At 74.7% G+C, this 18929-nt stretch carries 18 protein-coding genes and 1 pseudogene; 11 read left to right on the plus strand and 8 right to left on the minus strand.

What is annotated here, in order from left to right; translation table 11 throughout:
• Positions 1–133 precede the first annotated feature (133 nt).
• Together VG276_25315 and VG276_25320 are read left to right on the plus strand one after the other, a co-directional pair.
• On the plus strand, positions 134–787 hold the full coding sequence (locus tag VG276_25315) for an O-methyltransferase (GenBank protein HEV8652613.1): 654 nt from the start codon (positions 134–136) through the stop codon (positions 785–787).
• Positions 788–809: 22 nt separating this feature from the next.
• Positions 810–1865, plus strand: a complete 1056-nt coding sequence (locus VG276_25320; GenBank protein HEV8652614.1) for a hypothetical protein — start codon at positions 810–812, stop codon at positions 1863–1865.
• A gap of 6 nt (positions 1866–1871) precedes the next feature.
• On the opposite strand, the gene VG276_25325 is transcribed toward VG276_25320, so the two are convergent.
• On the minus strand, positions 1872–2570 hold the full coding sequence (locus tag VG276_25325; GenBank protein HEV8652615.1) for a DUF5612 domain-containing protein: 699 nt from the start codon (positions 2568–2570) through the stop codon (positions 1872–1874).
• A gap of 85 nt (positions 2571–2655) precedes the next feature.
• Here VG276_25325 and VG276_25330 point away from each other — a divergent pair.
• Positions 2656–3336, plus strand: a pseudogene (locus VG276_25330) (MFS transporter).
• A gap of 133 nt (positions 3337–3469) precedes the next feature.
• On the opposite strand, the gene VG276_25335 reads toward VG276_25330, so the two are convergent.
• From VG276_25335 to VG276_25355, 5 genes are all read right to left on the minus strand, one after another.
• Positions 3470–4381, minus strand: coding sequence for a cation diffusion facilitator family transporter (locus VG276_25335; protein HEV8652616.1), 912 nt, complete (start codon positions 4379–4381; stop codon positions 3470–3472).
• A gap of 499 nt (positions 4382–4880) precedes the next feature.
• Positions 4881–5645, minus strand: a complete 765-nt coding sequence (locus tag VG276_25340) for a hypothetical protein (GenBank protein HEV8652617.1) — start codon at positions 5643–5645, stop codon at positions 4881–4883.
• Between the two features lie 11 nt (positions 5646–5656).
• Positions 5657–6415 (minus strand): histidinol-phosphatase, encoded by a 759-nt coding sequence (hisN, locus tag VG276_25345; GenBank protein HEV8652618.1) that lies wholly within the window; start codon positions 6413–6415, stop codon positions 5657–5659.
• Positions 6416–6512: 97 nt separating this feature from the next.
• The gene (locus VG276_25350) at positions 6513–7364 is read right to left on the minus strand and encodes a DMT family transporter (GenBank protein ID HEV8652619.1); all 852 of its coding nucleotides are present in this window, start codon (positions 7362–7364) and stop codon (positions 6513–6515) included.
• A 28-nt stretch (positions 7365–7392) separates the two neighbouring features.
• A complete protein-coding gene (locus tag VG276_25355; protein HEV8652620.1) occupies positions 7393–7551 on the minus strand; it encodes a hypothetical protein in 159 nt (52 codons plus the stop codon).
• Between the two features lie 122 nt (positions 7552–7673).
• Here VG276_25355 and VG276_25360 point away from each other — a divergent pair, with 122 nt between their 5' ends.
• Complete coding sequence (locus VG276_25360) at positions 7674–8288, plus strand: XRE family transcriptional regulator (GenBank protein HEV8652621.1); 615 nt, start codon at positions 7674–7676, stop codon at positions 8286–8288.
• Positions 8289–8350: 62 nt separating this feature from the next.
• Here the strand turns inward: VG276_25360 and VG276_25365 are convergent, their stop codons facing one another.
• A complete protein-coding gene (locus tag VG276_25365) occupies positions 8351–9532 on the minus strand; it encodes an amidohydrolase (protein HEV8652622.1) in 1182 nt (393 codons plus the stop codon).
• Positions 9529–10689 carry a glutamate--cysteine ligase gene (locus tag VG276_25370; GenBank protein ID HEV8652623.1) on the minus strand — a complete coding sequence of 387 codons (1161 nt, stop codon included), beginning with the start codon at positions 10687–10689 and terminating at the stop codon, positions 9529–9531. Before VG276_25370 ends, VG276_25365 begins: the two co-directional genes overlap by 4 nt.
• Before the next feature lie 117 nt (positions 10690–10806).
• Here VG276_25370 and VG276_25375 point away from each other — a divergent pair, with 117 nt between their 5' ends.
• The 7 genes from VG276_25375 (at position 10807) to VG276_25405 (ending at position 18925) form a co-directional block, all read left to right on the plus strand.
• Positions 10807–11322: a hypothetical protein gene (locus VG276_25375; GenBank protein HEV8652624.1), complete on the plus strand. Its 516-nt coding sequence runs from the start codon at positions 10807–10809 to the stop codon at positions 11320–11322.
• A gap of 158 nt (positions 11323–11480) precedes the next feature.
• The gene (gene mftF, locus VG276_25380) at positions 11481–12962 is read left to right on the plus strand and encodes a mycofactocin biosynthesis glycosyltransferase MftF (GenBank protein ID HEV8652625.1); all 1482 of its coding nucleotides are present in this window, start codon (positions 11481–11483) and stop codon (positions 12960–12962) included.
• Positions 12963–13080: 118 nt separating this feature from the next.
• Positions 13081–13224: a mycofactocin precursor MftA gene (gene mftA / locus VG276_25385; protein ID HEV8652626.1), complete on the plus strand. Its 144-nt coding sequence runs from the start codon at positions 13081–13083 to the stop codon at positions 13222–13224.
• Positions 13225–13238: 14 nt separating this feature from the next.
• Positions 13239–13505 (plus strand): mycofactocin biosynthesis chaperone MftB, encoded by a 267-nt coding sequence (gene mftB / locus VG276_25390; protein HEV8652627.1) that lies wholly within the window; start codon positions 13239–13241, stop codon positions 13503–13505.
• Entirely contained in the window at positions 13495–14601 is a 1107-nt protein-coding gene (mftC, locus tag VG276_25395) for a mycofactocin radical SAM maturase (protein ID HEV8652628.1), read from the plus strand. Before mftB ends, mftC begins: the two co-directional genes overlap by 11 nt.
• Positions 14601–16829 (plus strand): NAD-binding protein, encoded by a 2229-nt coding sequence (locus VG276_25400; GenBank protein HEV8652629.1) that lies wholly within the window; start codon positions 14601–14603, stop codon positions 16827–16829. The genes mftC and VG276_25400 overlap by 1 nt, the downstream gene beginning before the upstream one ends.
• Entirely contained in the window at positions 16826–18925 is a 2100-nt protein-coding gene (locus tag VG276_25405) for an FAD-dependent oxidoreductase (GenBank protein HEV8652630.1), read from the plus strand. Before VG276_25400 ends, VG276_25405 begins: the two co-directional genes overlap by 4 nt.
• The last annotated feature ends 4 nt before the right edge of the window (positions 18926–18929 follow it).

The following is an 18929-nucleotide window of genomic DNA, read 5'->3' on the forward strand; positions in this document are numbered from 1 at the left end:
GCGTACCACTCCCGCGGCATGGACGCTAGGCTGCCGGTACCGGAACTGACCCATGCGACAGGAGAGCCCGCGAGCGCGCCCGCGCGACCCGCAGCCATCTGTACGAGACCTCGAGAGAAAGAAGGAGCCGACCGTGGTCGTCCAGGCCAACAACGCCATTGCCACCTACCTGAGCGAGCTGACCGCCGTCGAGGACGACGCCCTGCGCACGGCGCGCGAGCGGGCCTCGACGGGCGGCATGCCGCCCGTCTCGGCCGACACCGGCGCGTTCCTGCGCCTGGCCGCCCGCTGGACCGGCGCCCAGGCGGCCGTCGAGATCGGCTCGGGCGCCGGCTACTCCGGCATCTGGATCGCGCGCGGCCTGGCCGACAAGGGGATCCTGACCACCATCGAGGCCGACCCCGAGCACCAGCGGCTGGCCAAGGCCTCCTACGAGGACGCCGGCATCCCGAGCCGGGTCCGCTCGATCCTCGGCCGGGCCCTGGACGTGCTGCCGAGGCTCGCCGACGGCGGCTACGACCTCGCGTTCCTGGACGCGGTCAAGGCCGAGTACCCGGAGTACCTCCAGCACGCTCTGCGCCTGGTACGCCCTGGCGGCGTGATCCTGGCCGACAACGTGCTCTGGTCGGGGCGGGTCGCCGACCGCAAGGCCACCGACCCCGACACCGAGGGCCTGCGCACCTACGCCAGACGGATCGCCGAGGACGAGCGGCTGGACTCCGTCATCCTCACGATCGGCGACGGCCTGGCTGTGTCCAGGGTGCGCCTGCCCGGCGAGACGGCGTGAGGCAGCGCCGGGACCGCCAGCGATGGACCGACCGCGCAGGGATCTGGCCAGGACGGCCGGCGTGGCCGCCGCCGCCCTGCTCGCGCTGCTGGTCGCCGGTCGGCTGACCCGTTCTGGACTGGCGCCGGCCGGACCGGAGACCCCGGCGGCCAGCGCGACGACCGCGACGACGGCGGCGCAGCGGAGCCCGGTGGTCGCCTCCGTCGACGTGGGCCCGGGCCCGCCAGGACGGCTCGCGTTCGGGGCCGGCGCGGTCTGGGCCGTGGGCGACGCGGGCACGGTGGCGAGGATCGACCCGGCCACCAACCGGGTGGCCACGACGATCCGGGTCGCCGGGCGGGCCGCCGGGGCCAGGTCGGTCACGGTCGGCGCCGGCGCGGTATGGGTGGCGGTGGCCAGCCCGGGCATGCTGGTGCGGGTCGACCCGGCCACCAACCAGGTGACCGCCACCGTCCCGCTGGGGCGGCCCCTGCACGACCCGGTCGGGGTGGTGACGGCCGGCGGGGCGGTCTGGGTGGTCTGCTGCGGGCAGGAGGCGGCCGGGCGGCCGGGCGGCAAGCTGCTCCGCGTCGACCCGGGCACCTTGCGGGTCACCCCGGTGGCGCTGCCCAGGGAGCCGCTCGGGATCGCCGCCGACGACCGCCAGGTGTGGGTCTCGGCCACCGACGGCAGCGTGGTCCTGATCGACCCGACCGCCGGCCGGGTGGTCCGCGTCGACCAGGACCAGCGTGAAGGGGGCGCGGCCCAGGGCGTCGCCGTCGGCGCCGGCGCCGTCTGGCTTGCCTATCCGGGCGGCGGCCTGGTGGCCCGGGTCGACCCCGAGGCCCCGGCGGAGGGCAGGGCCGTCCCGGTCGACGCAGCCACGATCGTGACCGTCGGCGGCGGCATGGTCTGGGTGGTGGCAGGCAACGACCAGGGCGTCGTCGCGATCGACCCTGGCACCCCGGCCGTGGTGCGGGGCTTCCCGCTCACCGCCGTGCGTGACGTGCGCGCGCTGGTCTACGGGGCCGGGTCGCTCTGGGCCGCTCAGGGCTCGAGCCGGGTCCTGCGTGTAGACCCCAGCCGCCTGGAGCCGTGACGCTGGTCAGAAGCGGCGGCCGCGGATCCGTTCGATGTCGAAGCGGGCCGTGCTGGCAACGGCCATCACGGTCATCACCCCCGCCTGCACGGGGTCGGTGACCACGAGGTCGGCGTGGGCGGGGACCGAGCCGGCCATGTTCAGCGAGACGACCAGGATGCCGCGGGCCCTCACCTGGTCCACGGCCTCGGTCACCTCCCCGCCCATCAGCGACCCGGCCAGCACCAGGGCCACCGCCCGGGGGAGCCTGGCCACCGCCCGCGCCGCGTTGGCCAGGTTCTCCTCGCCCACGACCGGGATCGTGTCCACGCTGATCTTCTCGCCCCGGATGTTGTGCCGGTCGGCCTCGCCGATGGCGCCGATGGCGACCTGGCCGACCTGCGCGCCCGCGCCGACCACGATGATCCGCTTGCCGTAGACCTGGAACATGCTCGGCAGCCGGCTGACCGACGCGACGACGTCGATGGCCAGGAACGCCCGTTCCAGGCTCTCGGGGTCCCGTACGGCGTCCAGCTCCCAGTAGACCGCGCTGCGGACGCCCCGCTCCACGATCTCGACCGAGAGGATGTCGCCACCGTGACGCAGGATCGCCGCGGTCATGTCGTGGAGCAACCCCTTGCGGTCGCCGCCCTCCACGAGCACGGCGAGCTGGGGCGGACGCCGCAGCGGCGCCTCCTCCCGGCCCGGTCCGCCCGTCGTCGTCACGGGCGAGAGGCTACCAGGCTCACCCACGGCCTCGGCCGACTAGGGGTGTTGGAATGTTGGTAGTGTCCCGGTATGGCACGAGATACCCCTGCTTGACCCGCGGCTGGCGCGCATCTCCGGCTACGCTGCCGGACTGGGTATCGGGCTGGTCTATTTCGTCGGGTTCACCGGCATCTGGCTGGTGTTCGCGCTGTTCTTCCAGACCGGGCTGGGCTACTCGCCGCTGCGTTCCGGGTTGGCTGTGACCCCCTTCGCACTGGGCGTGGCGGTCTCCGCGGTGATCGCCGGCCGGCTGGTGGCCCGGCTGGGGCGCTGGCTGACCGTGTTCGGGCTGGCCGCGGTCGCTGTCGGGCTGACCGCCGCCGCGCTGGTGCTGCGGCAGGTTGGTGGGGACGCGGCGGCGTGGGCGGCGGCGGGACCGCTGCTGGTGGGCGGGCTTGGCGGCGGCATGGTCACCTCGCCCAACATCACGCTGACCCTGGCGTCGGTGCCGGTCCAGCTGGCGGGCGTCGCCGGCGGCGCGCTGCAGACCGGCCAGCGGATCGGCTCGGCCATCGGCACCGCGGCGCTGGCCGGCGTCTTCTACGCGGTGCTCGCCGGTACCGGCCGCGACTACTCGGCGGCGGTGTCCGACACACTGCTGTGCGCGGCCGTGGTCATGCTGTTGGCGCTGCTGCTGGCAGTGGTGGAGTTGGCCCGGCGGCGATCCCTCGGCGAGCAGCCCGCACCGACCCCGCGCCCCGAACACCACCTGCACCACATCTGACGGGCCGAGGAGGGTCCCGGCGACGGCATGCAGGCCCGTGGCGCCGCCGCGCAGCCACGGAGCATGCCGACCTGCGGCAACAGGCATCCCGGAGGGTTCCCAGGGGTCCCCGGTAGCCTGGGGACCCGTCAGCTCAGTTGGCCCGCTCGACGGGCGTGATCTCCACCGCGGCGATCGCGGGCACCGACAGCAGCCTGTGGCGCAGCCGGCCGACGCTCGCGGTCAGCTCGGCACCGTCGACCGGCACGACGTGGGCGAGCACCAGCAGCTGCTTGGGGCCGATGTACACCGCGGTCAGCTCGGCCACCTCGGCCACCCATGGCTCCTGGGCCACCGCCTGCCGCAGCCGCTCGCGGACGTCGGCCGGGGCCGCCTCGTCGATCAGCAGCGCGCCGTTGCGGCGCATCAGCAGGTACGCCACCACGACCAGCAGCAGCCCGATGAGCAGGCTCGCCGCGCCGTCCCACACCGCCGACCCCGTCATGAGGTGGAGCACCAGCGCAGAAAGGGCCAGCGCGAGGCCGACCAGCGCGGCCGAGTCCTCCAGGAACACCGCCGTTGGCGTCGGATCCGACGAGGTGGCCAGGTACTCGCCGAGGTCGAGGTGGCGGGCGGCGGCCTCCGCGCGCAGCTGCCGACGCGCCGTGCGCCACGACAGGCCCTCCAACCCGGCGGAGACCAGCAGCACGGCCACGCCGACCGGCACGTTGGTGACCGGCTCGGGGTGGCGCAGGGTCTGGACGCCGTCGGCGATGGCGAACAGCCCGCCGACGACGAAGATGCCAACGGCCGCCAGCAACGACCAGTAGTAGCGGGCCTGCCCGTAGCCGAAGGGGTGGTGGTCGTCGGCGGGACGGGCGCCGTGGCGCACGCCGACGTACAGCAGCACCTCATTGAAGGTGTCCGCGATCGAGTGGGTTGTCTCGGCGAGCATCGCCGCCGAGCCCGTGAGCACCGCGGCGATGGCTTTGGCCACGGCGACCAGCAGGTTCGCGGCGACCGCGACGACCACGGTCCGGACGCTGGCGTCCTCGGTTTCGGTCACGGCACCTCTCGACACACCGGCCGCTGTCCGCCGTCCTGGCCGGTACCTTACCGGGTCTCGCCGCCACGATGACCGGCTCCCCTCCGCCGAGCTGCGGCTGACATGCGGGCGTTCTGGTGCTGGTAGTACCCCAACTGGCGGCCTACAAGGGGACGCGGAGGCGACGAAGCTGCCACGGCAGCAGGCAATGCAGGTCCCGACAAGACGGGCGCCAGGGTGTGCTGCACCGTCTGCTGCGACCATCCTGGTCCGCCGACTTCGCTCCAGTACTCGCAGTCGACAGAACGCTTCGGCGGGCAAATCCTGGAGGGTCCGCACCGGCAGCCAACGGCGACCGGCTGGTCGCTCGTCATCCCGGATGGCTCGATGCTCGACGACATCCAAACGGGAGAGACGCGATCGCTTGCCTGACGGCCCGGCGCGCCACATGGTCGGGCGGCTTCCTCCACCAAGACACGGAGCACTGCCCCACGCTCCTTGCCGGATCGCATTGGGCTAGCTAGGCCGGGAAGAAGTAGACCTTGGCGGCGAACTCGGCCGCCAGCGCCATCACCACGGCCAGGTAGAACATGCCCGTCGCGGCCTGGATGGAGCCGCCCAGGACGAGCACGCGGATGAACGAGGCGATAAGGCCGCACACCAGTACCAGCCCGACGGCCAGGTACACGGTGAGGTTGGGGAAGGCGAGCAGCGGCGACAGCGACGGGTCGACCGCGCCACCCCGGTCCCCGCCCAGGGCGGCCGAGACCAGGGCGGCCGCCACGCCTGCGATGAACCAGCTCGCCAGGGCCAGGATGGGCCGGTTGGACAGCCGACGGTCGATCAGGTACCAGTGCCCGAGCAGCAGGCCGTCCACGGTCGCCCCGAGGAACAGCGCCCCGGTCAGCAGCGCGACCGCGCCCAGCGCGGGCCGCCCGCTGAGCTGGGCGAGGGGCCAGGCCGCCACCAGGCCGGGCGCTACCGCAGCCATGCCCGCCCAGCGCGCGGCGGCCAGGCGCGCGTAGACGAGCACCTGCCAGGCGAGCACGGCCAGGGCGAGCAGGCCGAGCCAGAGGGCTGCCGCGCGCCCGGTCGCCCCGGCCTGGGCCAGCTCCCCCCTGCCGGTGAGCCAGGCCAAGCCGGCGCAGACGACCACGGTCGCCCCGACCAGCTTGAAGAAGCCGGGGCGGACCACCCCCCACAGGGGCGCCGCCCAGAGCAGCGCGAGGCTGCCCAGGGCGGTCTCGAACAGGACCACGGTAAGGACCCCGGCGGGACCGTGCACGGCAACTCCTGTCAGCGGCGCAGGACGGCGACCACCTCGTCGTGGAGGAGGCCGTTGGTGGACACCGCGCTGCCACCGTCGGGCCTGGCCTGGCCGGCCAGGTCGGTGAAGCGCCCGCCGGCCTCCTCGACGATCACCTGGAGGGCGGCGAGGTCCCACAGCGACACCTCGGGCTCGACGGCCACGTCGGCCGCGCCCTCGGCCACCAGGCAGTGCATCCAGAAGTCGCCGAACCCGCGCGTGCGCCAGCAGCGCCTGGCCAGGCCGAGGAAGCGGTCCCCGAGGTCGTGCGCCTCCCACAGGTCGAGGCTCGAGTGGCAGAGCTGCGCCTCGCCGAGGTCGCGCACGCCGGAGACGCGGATGGGCCGGCCGTCGGCGAACGCGCCCAGACCGCGCGCGGCCCACCAGCGCCGCCCCAGGGCGGGCGCCGAGCAGACCCCGACAGCGCCGACGCCGTCGCGCTGCAGGGCGATCAGGGTGGCGAAGACGGGGATGCCACGGACGTAGTTCTTGGTGCCGTCGATCGGGTCGAGGATCCAGCGGGCGTGGCGGCCGCCTTCGGCGCCGAACTCCTCCCCGACCACGCCGTGGTCGGGCCGCTCCTCGCCGATGCGCTTGCGCAGCAGCTGCTCCACCGCACGGTCGGCCTCGGACACCGGGGTCAGGTCAGGCTTGGTCTCGACCACCAGCCGGTCGGACCGGAAATGCTCGAGCGTGAGGGCGTCCGCCAGGTCGGCCAGCTCGAGCGCGAGGGTGAGGTCGTCGTCCATGAGCCGAGCCTACCGGACCCGGCCCGCTCCCGTGGGACAAGTTTCGGACGCGCCCTCACCGGCCCAGGATCAGCCGCCCAGGATCAGCCGCCCAGGATCAGCCGGCGCCCAGCAGGGCGACTCCGGTCAGGGCCAGGCCCACGCCCGTGGCCTGGACGCCGGAGAGCCGCTCGGCCAGGACGAAGCGGGCCAGCAGCACGGTGGTGACCGGGTAGAGCGAGCCGAGGACGCCGACCACGCCCAGGTTCCCCATGGTGGTGGCGTAGGCGAACAGCACGTTGGCGGCGGTGTCGAGGACGCCGGCCAGGGCCACCCCCCAGATGTGGCGGCCGGGCCATGGGACGGACCGCCGCCCGGCCAGGGCGATCACCAGCATCGAGGTGAGCGACCCGGCCCGCGCCCCGGCGACGACCCACAGCGGGGAGCCGCCGGGCACGGCCGAGCCGGCGTCGACGCAGACGAAGAAGAAGCCGAAGCCGAGCGCCGCGCCGAGGGCCATGGCCACGACCCGGAGCGGCACGCCGGCGTGCCGCTCGCCACGAGGCGTGCGGGACAGGAGCACCACCCCGGCCAAGGCCGCGGCGATGCCGATGGTGGCGGGCAGGCTGGGCGGGGTCCCGCGCGCGAACGCGACCGTGACGGGCACGATCGCCCCGCAGGCAGCGACGGGCGCGACGATCGACATCGCGCCCTCGGCCAGTCCCCGGTAGAACAGCAGCAGTCCGCAGCCTCCACCGAGGCCGCCGACGACACCCCAGACCACCCCGGCGAGCGCCGGCCGGTCTCCCGGCCGGCTGGCGAGGACGCCGAGCAGCACAACGGCGCCGGCCACCTGGCTCCACATCGCCACCGCCCTCGGCGCCTGGCGGCGCGACTGCACACCGCCGACGAAGTCCCCGGTACCCCAGAGCAGACCGGAGCCGAGACCGAGCGGGGGACCGAGCGACATGGACCTCCCTCAGGCTCTCTCCGGGCTCTCAGCGGCCGCGGGGGCCCACCGTCAGGCCGGCGCCGGTCATCGACTTGCCGTGCGGGTGGATCTCGAAGCCGGGACGGGAGTCGACGCCGCGCCTGATCGCGAGCAGGTCGAACACGACGAGCAGGGTGAGGAGTGCCAGCAGCACCATGATCCCCATGGGGAGCCTCCGTTCCTTTGCGGGCTTCCTCCAGGCACTTATACTGACTACCTGGTACAGTCTATTGTACTACAACAAGCTGTACCTGTCGAACAATATTGTGATCCATGGGGGTGACAACCGTGCCGGAACCAGAGGTGGTGACCGCGGCGGTCGGCCGCAACGTCCGCGCCGAGCGCAGCCGCAAGGCATGGACGCTGGACGACCTGGCCGCCCGCTCGGGCGTCAGCAAGGGCATGCTCGTGCAGGTCGAGCAGGCGCGGTCCAATCCAAGCATCGCGACCATCTGCCGGCTGGCCACCGCGTTCGGGGTCTCGGTGGCCTCCCTGGTCGAGGCGCCGGAGGTGCCGACCACGAGGATCGTCCCGGCCGGCGAGGGGATCGTGCTGTGGACCGGGAAGCCGGGCAGCACGAGCACGCTGCTGGTCGGGTCGGGTACCCGCGAGCAGGTCGAGCTGTGGGACATCCGCATGGCCCCGCAGGACGGCTACGCGGGCGAGCCGCACCCGGCCGGCACCCGCGAGCTGCTGCTCGTCATCGAGGGCGAGCTGACCCTCGAGGTGGACGGGGTCGAGTACCGGGTGCCGGAGGGAGGGGCGACCGCCTTCGTGGCCGACCGCCCCCACGCCTACCGCAACACCGGTGACGCGCCGCTGCGCCTGTCCATGACGGTCGTGCACAGCCCGACGGCCAAGCCCTCCCACCCGCCCCCGGCCGCCGAGGCCGAGCCGGCCTGAGTCGATCCCCGATCGGCCCCGACCTCGCTCAGCGCCCGTAATACTCTCGGCCCCGACCTCGCTCAGCGCCCGTAATACTCCAGGGCGTCCACCGCCGTCTGGGTGAGGACGCGCACCCCGACGGGGATGGCCCGCTCGTCGATGTCGAACGAGCCGGCGTGCAGCTCGAGGTTGGTCCCTGGGATGCGAACCCCGAGCCGGGCCATGGAGCCGGGCACGTCCTCGAGGTACCAGGAGAAGTCCTCGCCGCCGAGGCTCTGCGCCGCCTGGTGGATGGCGGTGTCGCCGAGCGTCGCCCGGGCCGCGTTGGCCATCACCAGCGTGGCCACCTCCTCGTTGACCACCGGCGGGGAGCCCCGCTCGTAGCGGACGTCCGGGGTCACCTCGAACGGCGCCACGGTGCCCTGCAGCACCCGCTCGACCAGCTTCTGCGCCCCTCCCCAGACCGTCCGGTCGAGCACCCGGAGGGTGCCCTTGGCCACCGCGGTGGTCGGGATGGCGTTGGCCACCGTGCCCGACTGGATCGCGCCGAACGTGAGGGTGAGGCCGACTCGCGGGTCGACCAGGCGGGACAGCGCCGCCGGCAGGTCGGTGACCACCCGGGAGATGATGTAGACGAGGTCGGAGGTCTCGTACGGGCGGGCGGTGTGCCCGCCCCGGCCGGCCAGGTGCACCTCCAGCGAGTCGGACGCGGCGGTGATGGCGCCGACCCGGACCCCCACCCGGCCGACGTCGAGCTTGGGGTCGCAGTGGAGGGCGTAGATCACGCTGACGTCGTCGAGCACCCCGGCCTGGATGGCGTCGAGCGCGCCACCTGGGATCTTCTCCTCGGCCGGCTGGAACACCAGCCGGACGCGGCCGGGGAGCCGCTCGGCCTGCTCGGCCAGGGCCAGCCCGGCACCCAGGAGCATGGTGGTATGGGCGTCGTGCCCGCAGGCGTGGCACGCCCCGGGGACCGTCGAGCGGTAGGGGACGTCCTTCTCGTCCTGGAGGGGAAGGGCGTCGAGGTCGGCCCGGAGGGCGACGACCGGGCCGCCGGCGGACCCGGCGCCAACGTCGCAGAACAGGCCGGTCCCGATGGGCAGCAGCCGGGGCCGGAGGCCGAGGGCCTCGAGGCGGCGGGCGACCAGCGCGGTGGACTGGCGCTCCTGCCGGCCGAGCTCGGGATGGGCGTGCAGGTGCCGGCGGAGCTGGACCAGCTCGCCGGTGTGGGTGGCGAGGAACCTGCTGAGGTCGAGGATCACGGCAGGGTTGGGTTTGGTATGGGTGAGAAGCGGTCGCTGCGGAGCTCTTCGACCAGGCTGTCGACGACGTCCACTGGTGTACCCCCCGCCGCCACCACCTCACGCTGGCGGACATAGCTTGGACCGCGACCCATGATGGCAAGCGCGTTCCGGAGCTCGCGCTCGCAGCCGAGGCGCTGCGCCACCGGGGTCAGCTCGTCGACGAGCTCCTCGATGGCCTCGCGCACCGGCTGCAGCGTGCCCTTCTGGTCCAAGATGATCTCGGCGTCGAGACCGTGGCGGGCTGCCCGCCATTTGTTCTCGCGCACGATCCAGCCCCTGGGGACCGGCAGCGTGTAGCCGCGGTCGATCAGGGTGTTCAAACGGTCGACCAGGCACTGGCTCATGGCCGCCACGGTCGAGACCTCCTGCATGGTGGGCAACCCGTCGCAGATTCGCAACTCCACGGTCCCGAAGTTCGGATGTGGACGGATGTCCCACCAAACTTCCCGGATCGAGTGAATCGTCTTGGCCGAGATGAGGGTGTCCATGAACTGCTCGAACTGGTCCCAGCCCGAGAGCTGGTAGGGCAGGCCGGCGGTGGGCAGCCCCTCGAACACCTTGGTCCGGCAGGAGGCGAGGCCGGTGTCCTGCCCCTTCCAGTAGGGGCTGGACGCCGACAGGGCCAGGAAGTGCGGGATGTAGAAGGTCAGGGCGTTGACGATCGCGATCGCCTTCTCGGGCGAGCGCACGCCGACGTGCACGTGGATCCCGAAGATCTGCAGGCGCCTGGCCAGCCACTGCATGTCCTCCACGAGCTGCGCGTAGCGGGGGTTCGGGCTGATCTCCTGCTTGGCCCAGTCGGAGAACGGATGCGTGCCCGAGCACATGAGCGCCATCCCGCGTGAGGCCGCGAGCGTGCTCACCTCGTCGAGGGTCGCGGAGAGGTCCTGGCGTGCCTCGGCCACGGTGCTGCACACGCCGGTGATGATCTCGATGGTCGATTCCAGCAGCTCGTGCTTGGCTTTCGGGTGGACGCCGTCAGGGTGGCCCTGGCCCAGCACGGGCAGGATCTCCGAGGCGCCGCTGCGCAGCTCCCTCGAGCCCGTGTCGACGATCTCGAGCTCGACCTCCACGCCGAGGCTCGACCGGTCCGAGGAGGCAAAATCGATCTGCAAGAGAAACTCCGCTGCTCATTGGGTGGGCCCGATGATACCCACTGGGATGTGGGCCGCACCCCCGGCTGGCCCCGGCGGTGGTTTCCAGGGCGATCGGCGAAGTAATACTGTAATCGCATGGATGCCGACCAGATCGCCGGCGCGGTCGCCGACTGGCTGCCTGCCCGGATCCCCGCCGGCTGGTTCGCCGGTCCACCCGAGGTGGCCGCCGACGGCGAGGAGATCCTCGTCGTCGGCCGGCTGGCCCCGCCCGCGCCTCCGCCCGGCGCCTCCGAGGCGGTCGCCTCGGCCGCCCGGATCAAGGAGTTCCGGGAGGACACCCGCGAGCAGCGCATGCGTATCGCAGCCGAGCTCGAGCACCGGTTCGGCCGCAGGGTCTCCTGGGGTGCCGCCTGCGGCGACCAGCGGAGCCTCTTCACCACCCTGAGCGTCCCGGTCATGACCAGGCTGCGCATGCGCGAGCGGGCCGTGCTCGACACCCTGATCGAGGCCGGGGTGGCCCGCAGCCGCAGCGACGCGCTGGCCTGGTGCGTCCGCCTGGTCGGCAGCCACCAGGCCGAGTGGATCCGCGACCTGCAGGCCGCCCTGATCGCGGTCAAGAAGGTGCGCTCCGAGGGCCCCACCTCCGGATGACCCGCCGGCCCTTCCCCGGCTCGGCCGGGCCCCGCGCGCCTGAGGCAACAGGGCCTCACGCGCCTCGAGCGGGCGAGCCCCGCGCCCCTGAGTCTCGCGCGCCTCTGGCCAGCAATCCTTGGGGGGGTGCGCCGCCCCTGCCCGGGGGGTTCCGGTTGGTGCTCGACCCGGCCGCGCGCCGGCTCGACGGCGGGCGGACACTGCTCGGGGGCGCGCCCCTCCGGCTGCTCCGGCTCTCGGAGACGGGTAGCCGACTGCTCGACCGCCTGCTGGACGGGGCCACGGTCACCGAGGCGGCAGCGGCCGAGCGGGCCGACGCCGGGCGGCTGGCCAGGCGGCTGGTCGACGCCGGCGTGGCCCATCCGCGGCCGCCCGACGGCGGCCACCCCGGCCCGGTCGCGGCCGTGGTGCCGGTGCGGGACCGCGGCGACCGGGTCGGCCGGACGGTCGCCGCCCTGGCGGGCCTGGCCGAGGTGGTCGCCGTCGACGACGGCTCCCGGGACGCGAGCGCGGCGGTCGCCCGCGCCGCCGGCGCCCGGGTCGTCCAGCGGCCCGCCCCGGGCGGCCCGGCCGCCGCGCGCAACGCCGGCCTGGCCGCCACCACCGCCTCCCTGGTCGCGTTCGTCGACTCCGACTGCGTGCCCGAGCCAGGCTGGCTGGGGCCGCTGCTCGTCCACTTCGCCGACCCGGTGGTGGCGGCGGTGGCGCCCCGGATCGGTGGGCGCCGGGCTGCCAGCGGGCGCCCGTTCGAGCGCTACGAGTCGGTGCGCGCGCCCGAGGACCGCGGGCCGGTCGAGGGCCTGGTCCGGCCCCGCGGCCGCATCGCCTACGTGCCCAGCGCCGCGCTCCTGGTCCGCCGCGAGGCGCTCGTCGCGGTGGGCGGCTTCGACGAGGCCCTCCGCTTCGGCGAAGACGTCGACCTGGTGTGGCGGCTGGTGGACGCCGGCTGGACGGTCCGCTACGAGCCGGCGAGCCGGGTGCGCCACGACCACCGGCGCACGCTCGGCCCGCTGCTCGCGCGGCGGCTCGCCTACGGCACCTCGGCGGCCCCGCTGGCCCGCCGCCATGCGCACCGAGTCGCGCCCCTGCAGGTCTCGGCCTGGAGCGCGCTCGCCTGGGCGCTGGCCGGGCTCGGGCATCCCCTCGCCGGCGGCACGGTGGCCGCCGCCACGACCGCGCAGGCGGCCCGCGGACTCTCCCGCCTCGAGCACCCGTGGCGAGAGGCGGCCCGGGTAGCCGGCGCCGGGCACTGGCGGGCCGGCCGCCTGGTCGCCGACGCGGTCAGCCGGACCTGGCTGCCGCTGGCCGTGGCGGCCGCGAGCGGCAACCGGCGCGCCCGCCTGGTGCTGCTCGCCTGCGTCGGCGTTGCCGGGCTGGCCGACTGGCGGGAGCGCCAGCCGGCGCTCGACCCCCTCCGCTACGTCGGCCTGCGGCTGCTCGAGGACGCGGCCTACTGCACCGGGGTGTGGCTCGGGTGCGCCCGCCACCGGACGGTTGCGCCCCTGCTCCCCGACCTGTCCGGGCTGCCGGGTCGAGGGCGTCGGAGGCGGGCGGGAGAGAGCGGGGACGGGGGGTGGGACGCCCGTCCCCAGGCTGGCCGTCTGGGCTGGCGTGGCGGTGACGCGCGTGCGAACGTGTGAGCACCGGTCCCGGTCGCGGCGGGCGGCGACCCCGCCGCCCCGGTGCCGGGCGGCAGGCCAGGTCGTCACGGACCAGGGGCAGGACCTGGGTCCGGACCGCGACACCCGGAGGGCAACCATGGACAGCACCCAGGAGCCGGACAGCACCCAGGAGCCGACTGGTCCTGTCCTCGACCCGCCCGCCACGCCAGCCGACGACCTGGTCGAGGAGGAGGCGCTGGTCGAGGAGATCTCGATCGACGGGATGTGCGGCGTCTACTGAGCAAGGGGCCGGCCATGACGTTCGACCCGGCGCGGCCCTACCGGCTGCACCCCCAGGTGGCCCTGCGCGACGAGCCGTTCGGGGCCCTCGCCTACCACTACGGCAACCGGAGACTGACCTTCCTGAAGTCGCCACGGCTGGTCGAGCTGGTCCGCGCCCTCGAAGGCCATCCGAGCCTGGACGGCGCCCTCGACGTACTCGGCCTGCCGCCGCCGGAGCGCACCCGCTGGCGCCGGTCGCTCGAGCAGCTCGCAGCCTCGGAGGTGATCTGTGCTCGCTGACCGGCTCAAGTACGGCCTGGCCGCGCCCATCTGCCTGACCTGGGAGCTGACCTACGGCTGCAACCTGGCCTGCGTGCACTGCCTGTCGTCCTCGGGACGGCGCGACCCGGCCGAGCTGTCCACCGCCGAGGCCAAGGCCGTGGTCGACGAGCTCGCGGCCATGCAGGTCTTCTACGTCAACGTCGGCGGTGGCGAGCCGCTGGTCCGGACCGACTTCTTCGAGCTGGTCGAATACGCGGTGACCAGCGGCGTCGGGGTGAAGTTCTCCACCAACGGCGCCCTGCTCGACCGGGCCAAGGCGGCCCGGGTCGCGGCCATGGACTACGTCGACGTCCAGGTCAGCCTGGACGGCGCGACCGCGGTCACCAACGACGCCGTACGCGGCCCGGGCAGCTTCGCGGCCGCCCGCCGGGCCATGGACAACCTGGCTGGGGCGGGCTTCCGGGCGTTCAAGCTCTCGGTCGTGCTCACCCGCCACAACGTCGCCGAGCTGGACGAGCTGGAGGCCCTGGCCGCCGCGTACGGCGCGGTGCTTCGGGTGACCCGGCTGCGGCCGTCGGGCCGGGGGGCGGCGGCCTGGGCCGGCCTCCACCCCACCGCGGAGCAGCAACGGGCCGTCCACCGCTGGCTGGTCGACCGGCCGCACGTCCTCACCGGGGACTCCTTCTTCCACCTCTCGGCCCTGGGCGAGCCGCTGCCCGGGCTGAACCTGTGCGGCGCGGGCCGGGTCGTCTGCCTGGTCGACCCGGTGGGCGACGTCTACGCCTGCCCGTTCGTGCTCCACGACGACTTCAAGGCCGGCAGCGTCCGCGACCCGGGCGGGTTCGCGGCCGTGTGGCGCTCGTCGGAGCTGTTCCGCTCGCTCCGCGAGCCCCAGAGCGCCGGGGCCTGCGCCTCCTGCGGCGCCTACGACGCCTGCCAGGGCGGCTGCATGGCAGCCAAGTTCTTCACCGGCCTGCCCCTGGACGGGCCCGACCCCGAATGCGTCCTCGGCCACGGCGAGCGGGCGCTGGCCGTGCTGCCGCCCGGGTCGGCGCCATCCCCCGGGCCCGGACACTCCAAACGGCGGCTGCTGCCAGTGCTGCCGAGCCGCTGATGCCGTCCGGGCCCGCCGCCCGTCCCGCCCGCCTGAAGCGCGCGAGGCCGTGGCTCTCCACGCCGCTGGCCCTGCGCGGGCGGACCGCGCCGGGCCGGGTGTGGTTCGGGCCCCACGAGACCAACCTGGGCCGGGGCCGGGCCCTCTCGGACCGGCACGTGGCCTACTACGGCCGGCGCGCGGCCGGCGGCGCCGCGGTGGTCGTGGTCGAGGAGGCGTCGGTCCACCCCTCCGACTGGCCGTACGAACGGGCCCCGCTGGCGGCCCGGTGCGCGGACGGCTGGGCGGCGGTCGCTGCCGCCTGCCGGCCCCACGGCACGCTGGTCCTGGCCGCCATCGGGCACGCCGGCGGCCAGGGCTCGAGCGCCTACCACCAGCTCCCGCTGTGGGCGCCCTCGCGGGTACCCGAAGTGACCAGCCGGGAGGTGCCCAAGGCGATGGAGCTGGAGGACGTCGCCGCCGTGGTGGCCGGATTCGCCCAGGCCGCCCGCCTGGCCGTCCAGGCCGGGCTGGATGGCGTCGAGGTCAACGCCGGCCAACACAGCCTGGTGCGGCAGTTCCTGTCCGGGCTCACCAACCAGCGGGACGACGAGTACGGGACCGACAGGCTCCGCTTCGCCCGCGAGGTGCTCGGCGCCGTCCGGGAGGCCGCCGGGGACGCGATCGTCGGGCTCCGCCTGTCCTGCGACGAGCTGGCGCCCTGGGCCGGCATCGTGCCCGAGGCGGGAGCCGCCCTCGCGGCCGAGCTGGCCGGTCCGGTCGACTACGTGGTACCAGTCCGCGGCTCGATCTACTCGGTCTCCGCCACCCGGCCCGACGGGCACGTCGAGCCCGGCTTCAACCTGGGGCTCGCCCGCGCCGTGCGCGCCGCGCTGCCCGGACCGGTCGCGGTGGTCGCCCAAGGCTCCATCGTCGACGTGGCCATGGCGGCCGAGGTCCTCGCCGACGGGACCGCCGAGGCGGTCGAGATGACCCGGGCCCAGATCGCCGACCCCGACCTGGCCGCCAAGGCGGCCGCGGGCCTTTCCGCCCGCATCCGCCCCTGCATCCTCTGCAACCAGGCCTGCCAGGTCCGCGACGCGCGCAACCCGATCGTGAGCTGCGTCGGTGAGCCGTCGGCCGGCCACGAGACCGAGGACCCACCGGTGGACCGCCCCCCTGCCGGCCCCGGTCCAGCCGGGGTCGGCAGGGCCGACGACCCGGCAGCCGCCGACGACCCGGCAGCCGCCGACGACCCGGCAGCCGCCGACGACCCGGCGGCTCCGGCCCTGCCCAGCGGGACGCTCCCGGGCCACAGCGGGACGCTCCAGGGCCACCGGAGGGTGCCGCCCGCGGCGGCTGGGGACAGAGACCAGAGCGGTGTGCTCGTCGTGGGTGGCGGGCCTGCCGGGCTCGAGTGCGCCCGGGTGGCCGCCTTGCGCGGCCACCGGGTGCGGCTCGTGGAGCGCTCGGACCGTCTCGGCGGCGCGCTACGGGTCGCGGCCCGCGGCGCCGGCCGGGCCCGGCTCGCCGTCCTGGCCGACTGGCTCGCCAGCGAGTGCCTGGCCCTCGGCGTCGACGTGCGGCTGGGCCACGAGGCCACCGCGGCGGAGCTGGCCGGCTCCGGCTCCGGCGGCGCCGTCGTGCTCTGCACCGGCGGCCGGGCCGGCGAGCCGGCCTACGAGGTCGAGGACGGCGCGGCCGTGGTGACCGCGCGCGAGGCGCTCGACGGCGGGCCCGGCCTGCCGGACGGACCGGTGGCGGTCTGGGACCCCGTCGGAGGGCCGATCGGCGTCTCCGTGGCGGAGTTGCTGGCAGCCGCCGGCCGGACCGTCAGCCTGCTCACCCCCGACCTCGTGGCCGGGCAGGAGCTTGCCCGCTCCGGCGACCTCGCTCCCGCCAACGTCCGGCTCCACCAGGCCGGGGTGGGCCTGGTCAAGCGAGCTGTCCTCCGCCGGGCCAGTCACGGTCAGGCCATGACCGAGGACCGCTTCACCGGTGCCGCGGACGCAGTCCCGGCCACCGTCCTGGTCGACGCCGGGCACCGGCTGCCCGACGACCGGCTCTGGCGCGAGACGGGCGGCACCCTGCCACGGGCCGGCGACGCGGTTGCCCCCCGCACGATCTACGAGGCGGTGCTCGAAGGCCGCCGCGCCGCCCTGGCCCTGGCCGCCCCGGCCCCGGAGGGGCGCCGAGCCTCCCGCCCCAGCGCAGCCGGGGCGCCTCTCGAGGAAGAGGGGCGCCAGTGACCGCTCGGGGCCGGTACCGGCACCTGTTCAGCCCGCTGCGGATCGGGCCGGTCACGGTGGCGAACCGGATCGTGTTCGCCGCCCACCTCACCAACTACGCGGAGGACGGCGGGCCGAGCGAGCAGCACGCCGCCTACTACGCGGCCCGGGCGGCGGGCGGCGCCGGGCTGATCATCACCGAGGAGCACTCGACCCACCCCACCGACTGGCCCTACGAGAAGCTCATCCACGGCTTCCGGCCCGACGTGGTCCCCGGCTACCGGCGCGTCACCGAGGCCGTGCACGCCCACGGCGTGCCGATCTTCGCGCAGATCAACCACAACGGCGGTCAGGGGTCGGGCACGTACTCACGCCTGCCGCTCTGGGCCCCCTCTCCCGTGGCCGACCCCCTGTTCCGGGAGGTGCCCAAGGAGATCACCAGGGCCGAGATCGGCGAGGTCGTGGCCGGCTACGCCACGGTGGCCGGGCACTGCGCCGCAGGCGGCTTCGACGGCATCGAGCTGCAGTGCTCGCACTCCTCGATCGTGCGTGCGTTCCTGTCGCCCTGGGCCAACCGGCGCACCGACCGCTACGGCGGGTCGCTCGCCAACCGCATGCGGATCCTGCTCGAGCTCGTCCCCGCGGTGCGGGAGGCCATCGGCCGCGACCGCGCCCTGGGCGTGCGGCTCTGCGGCGACGAGCTGATCGAGGGCGGCATCGTCCTGGACGAAGCGGTCGAGGTGGCCCGTGCGCTCGAGTCGACTGGACTGGTGGACTACGTCAACACCTCGATCGGCGTGGCCACCATGACCCTGTTCATGATCGAGGCGTCCATGCACGTCCCGCCCGGCTACGCGCTGTTCGTCCCCTCGGCGATCCGCAAGGCGGTCGACCTGCCGGTGGTCGGGGTGGGCCGGTTCAAGGACCCGCTGCAGGCCGAGCGGGCCATCGAGGAGGGCCACTGCGACCTCGTCGGAGTGGTGCGGGGCCAGATCGCCGACGCCGACTTCGCGGCCAAGGCCCGTGCCGGCGCGGGCGAGCAGATCCGCCTCTGCCTGTCCTGCAACCAGGAGTGCGTCGGGCGCATGGGCCAGAACCGCTGGGTGGGCTGCATCGAGAGCCCGCGGACGGGCCGGGAGGCCGCCGCGCCCGCCCGGCCGGCCGCCCGGCGCCGTCGCGTCCTGGTCGCGGGCGCCGGCCCGGCCGGGCTGCAGGCCGCCATCGCCGCGGCCGCCCGGGGCCACGTCGTCACCGTGCACGAGCGCGAGCCGGTGGCCGGCGGCCAGGTCCGGCTCGCCGCCACCGTCCCGAGCCGGGCCGAGCTGGGCGACCTGGTCCGCAACCAGCTCGCCGAGTGCCGCCGCCTCGGCGTGGAGGTCCGCTACGGGAGCCGGGTCGACCTCGAGCTGATCCGCGCCGAGGCCCCCGACGCCGTGGTGGTGGCGACCGGAGCCGAACCGGCTCGCCCCTGGTGGGCGCCGCCGGCAGCCATGCCCGAGGCACACGAGTCGCGCGGACCTGAAGTACGGGAGACCCTCACGCCCGCAGCACGCGAGACCCACCCGCCCGCAGCACAGGAGGCCCACCCGCCCGCAGCACGCGAGACGCCCGGGCCAAGCGCGGGCGGCCCGCCAGTGGTCGACGTGCGCGACGTGCTGGAGGGCGTCGCCACGCCAGCCGGGCGGGTCGTGGTCGTCGACGAGCTCGGCTTCCACCAGGCCACCAGCGTCGCCGAGCTGCTTGCCGACCGAGGCTGCCGGGTCGAGGTGCTCGCCCCGGCGATGGTGGTCGGCCAGGACCTCGGCGCCACCCTCGACATGGAGGGGTGGTGCACGCGGGCGGCGGCCAAGGGCATCGTCCAGACTCCAGACTCGGTCGTGATCGGCATGGACGGGGGGAAGCTGCAGGTCCTCCACCATCCGTCCGGCCGCACAATGAGCTACGACGTGGACTGGGTGGTGCTCGCCGTGCCCCAGGCGCCGGCCGAGGCGCTCTACTTCGACCTGAAGGCGGCCAGGCTGCCCGGAGTCGAGGTCCACCGGGCCGGGGACTGCGTGGCCCCGCGCCGGGCCCACGCCGCGGTCGTCGAGGGCGACCGGATCGGGGCCGCTTTGTGAAGCG

The organism is Actinomycetes bacterium, from assembly GCA_036000965.1.
In the GTDB taxonomy this organism is placed as follows: domain Bacteria; phylum Actinomycetota; class CALGFH01; order CALGFH01; family CALGFH01; genus DASYUT01.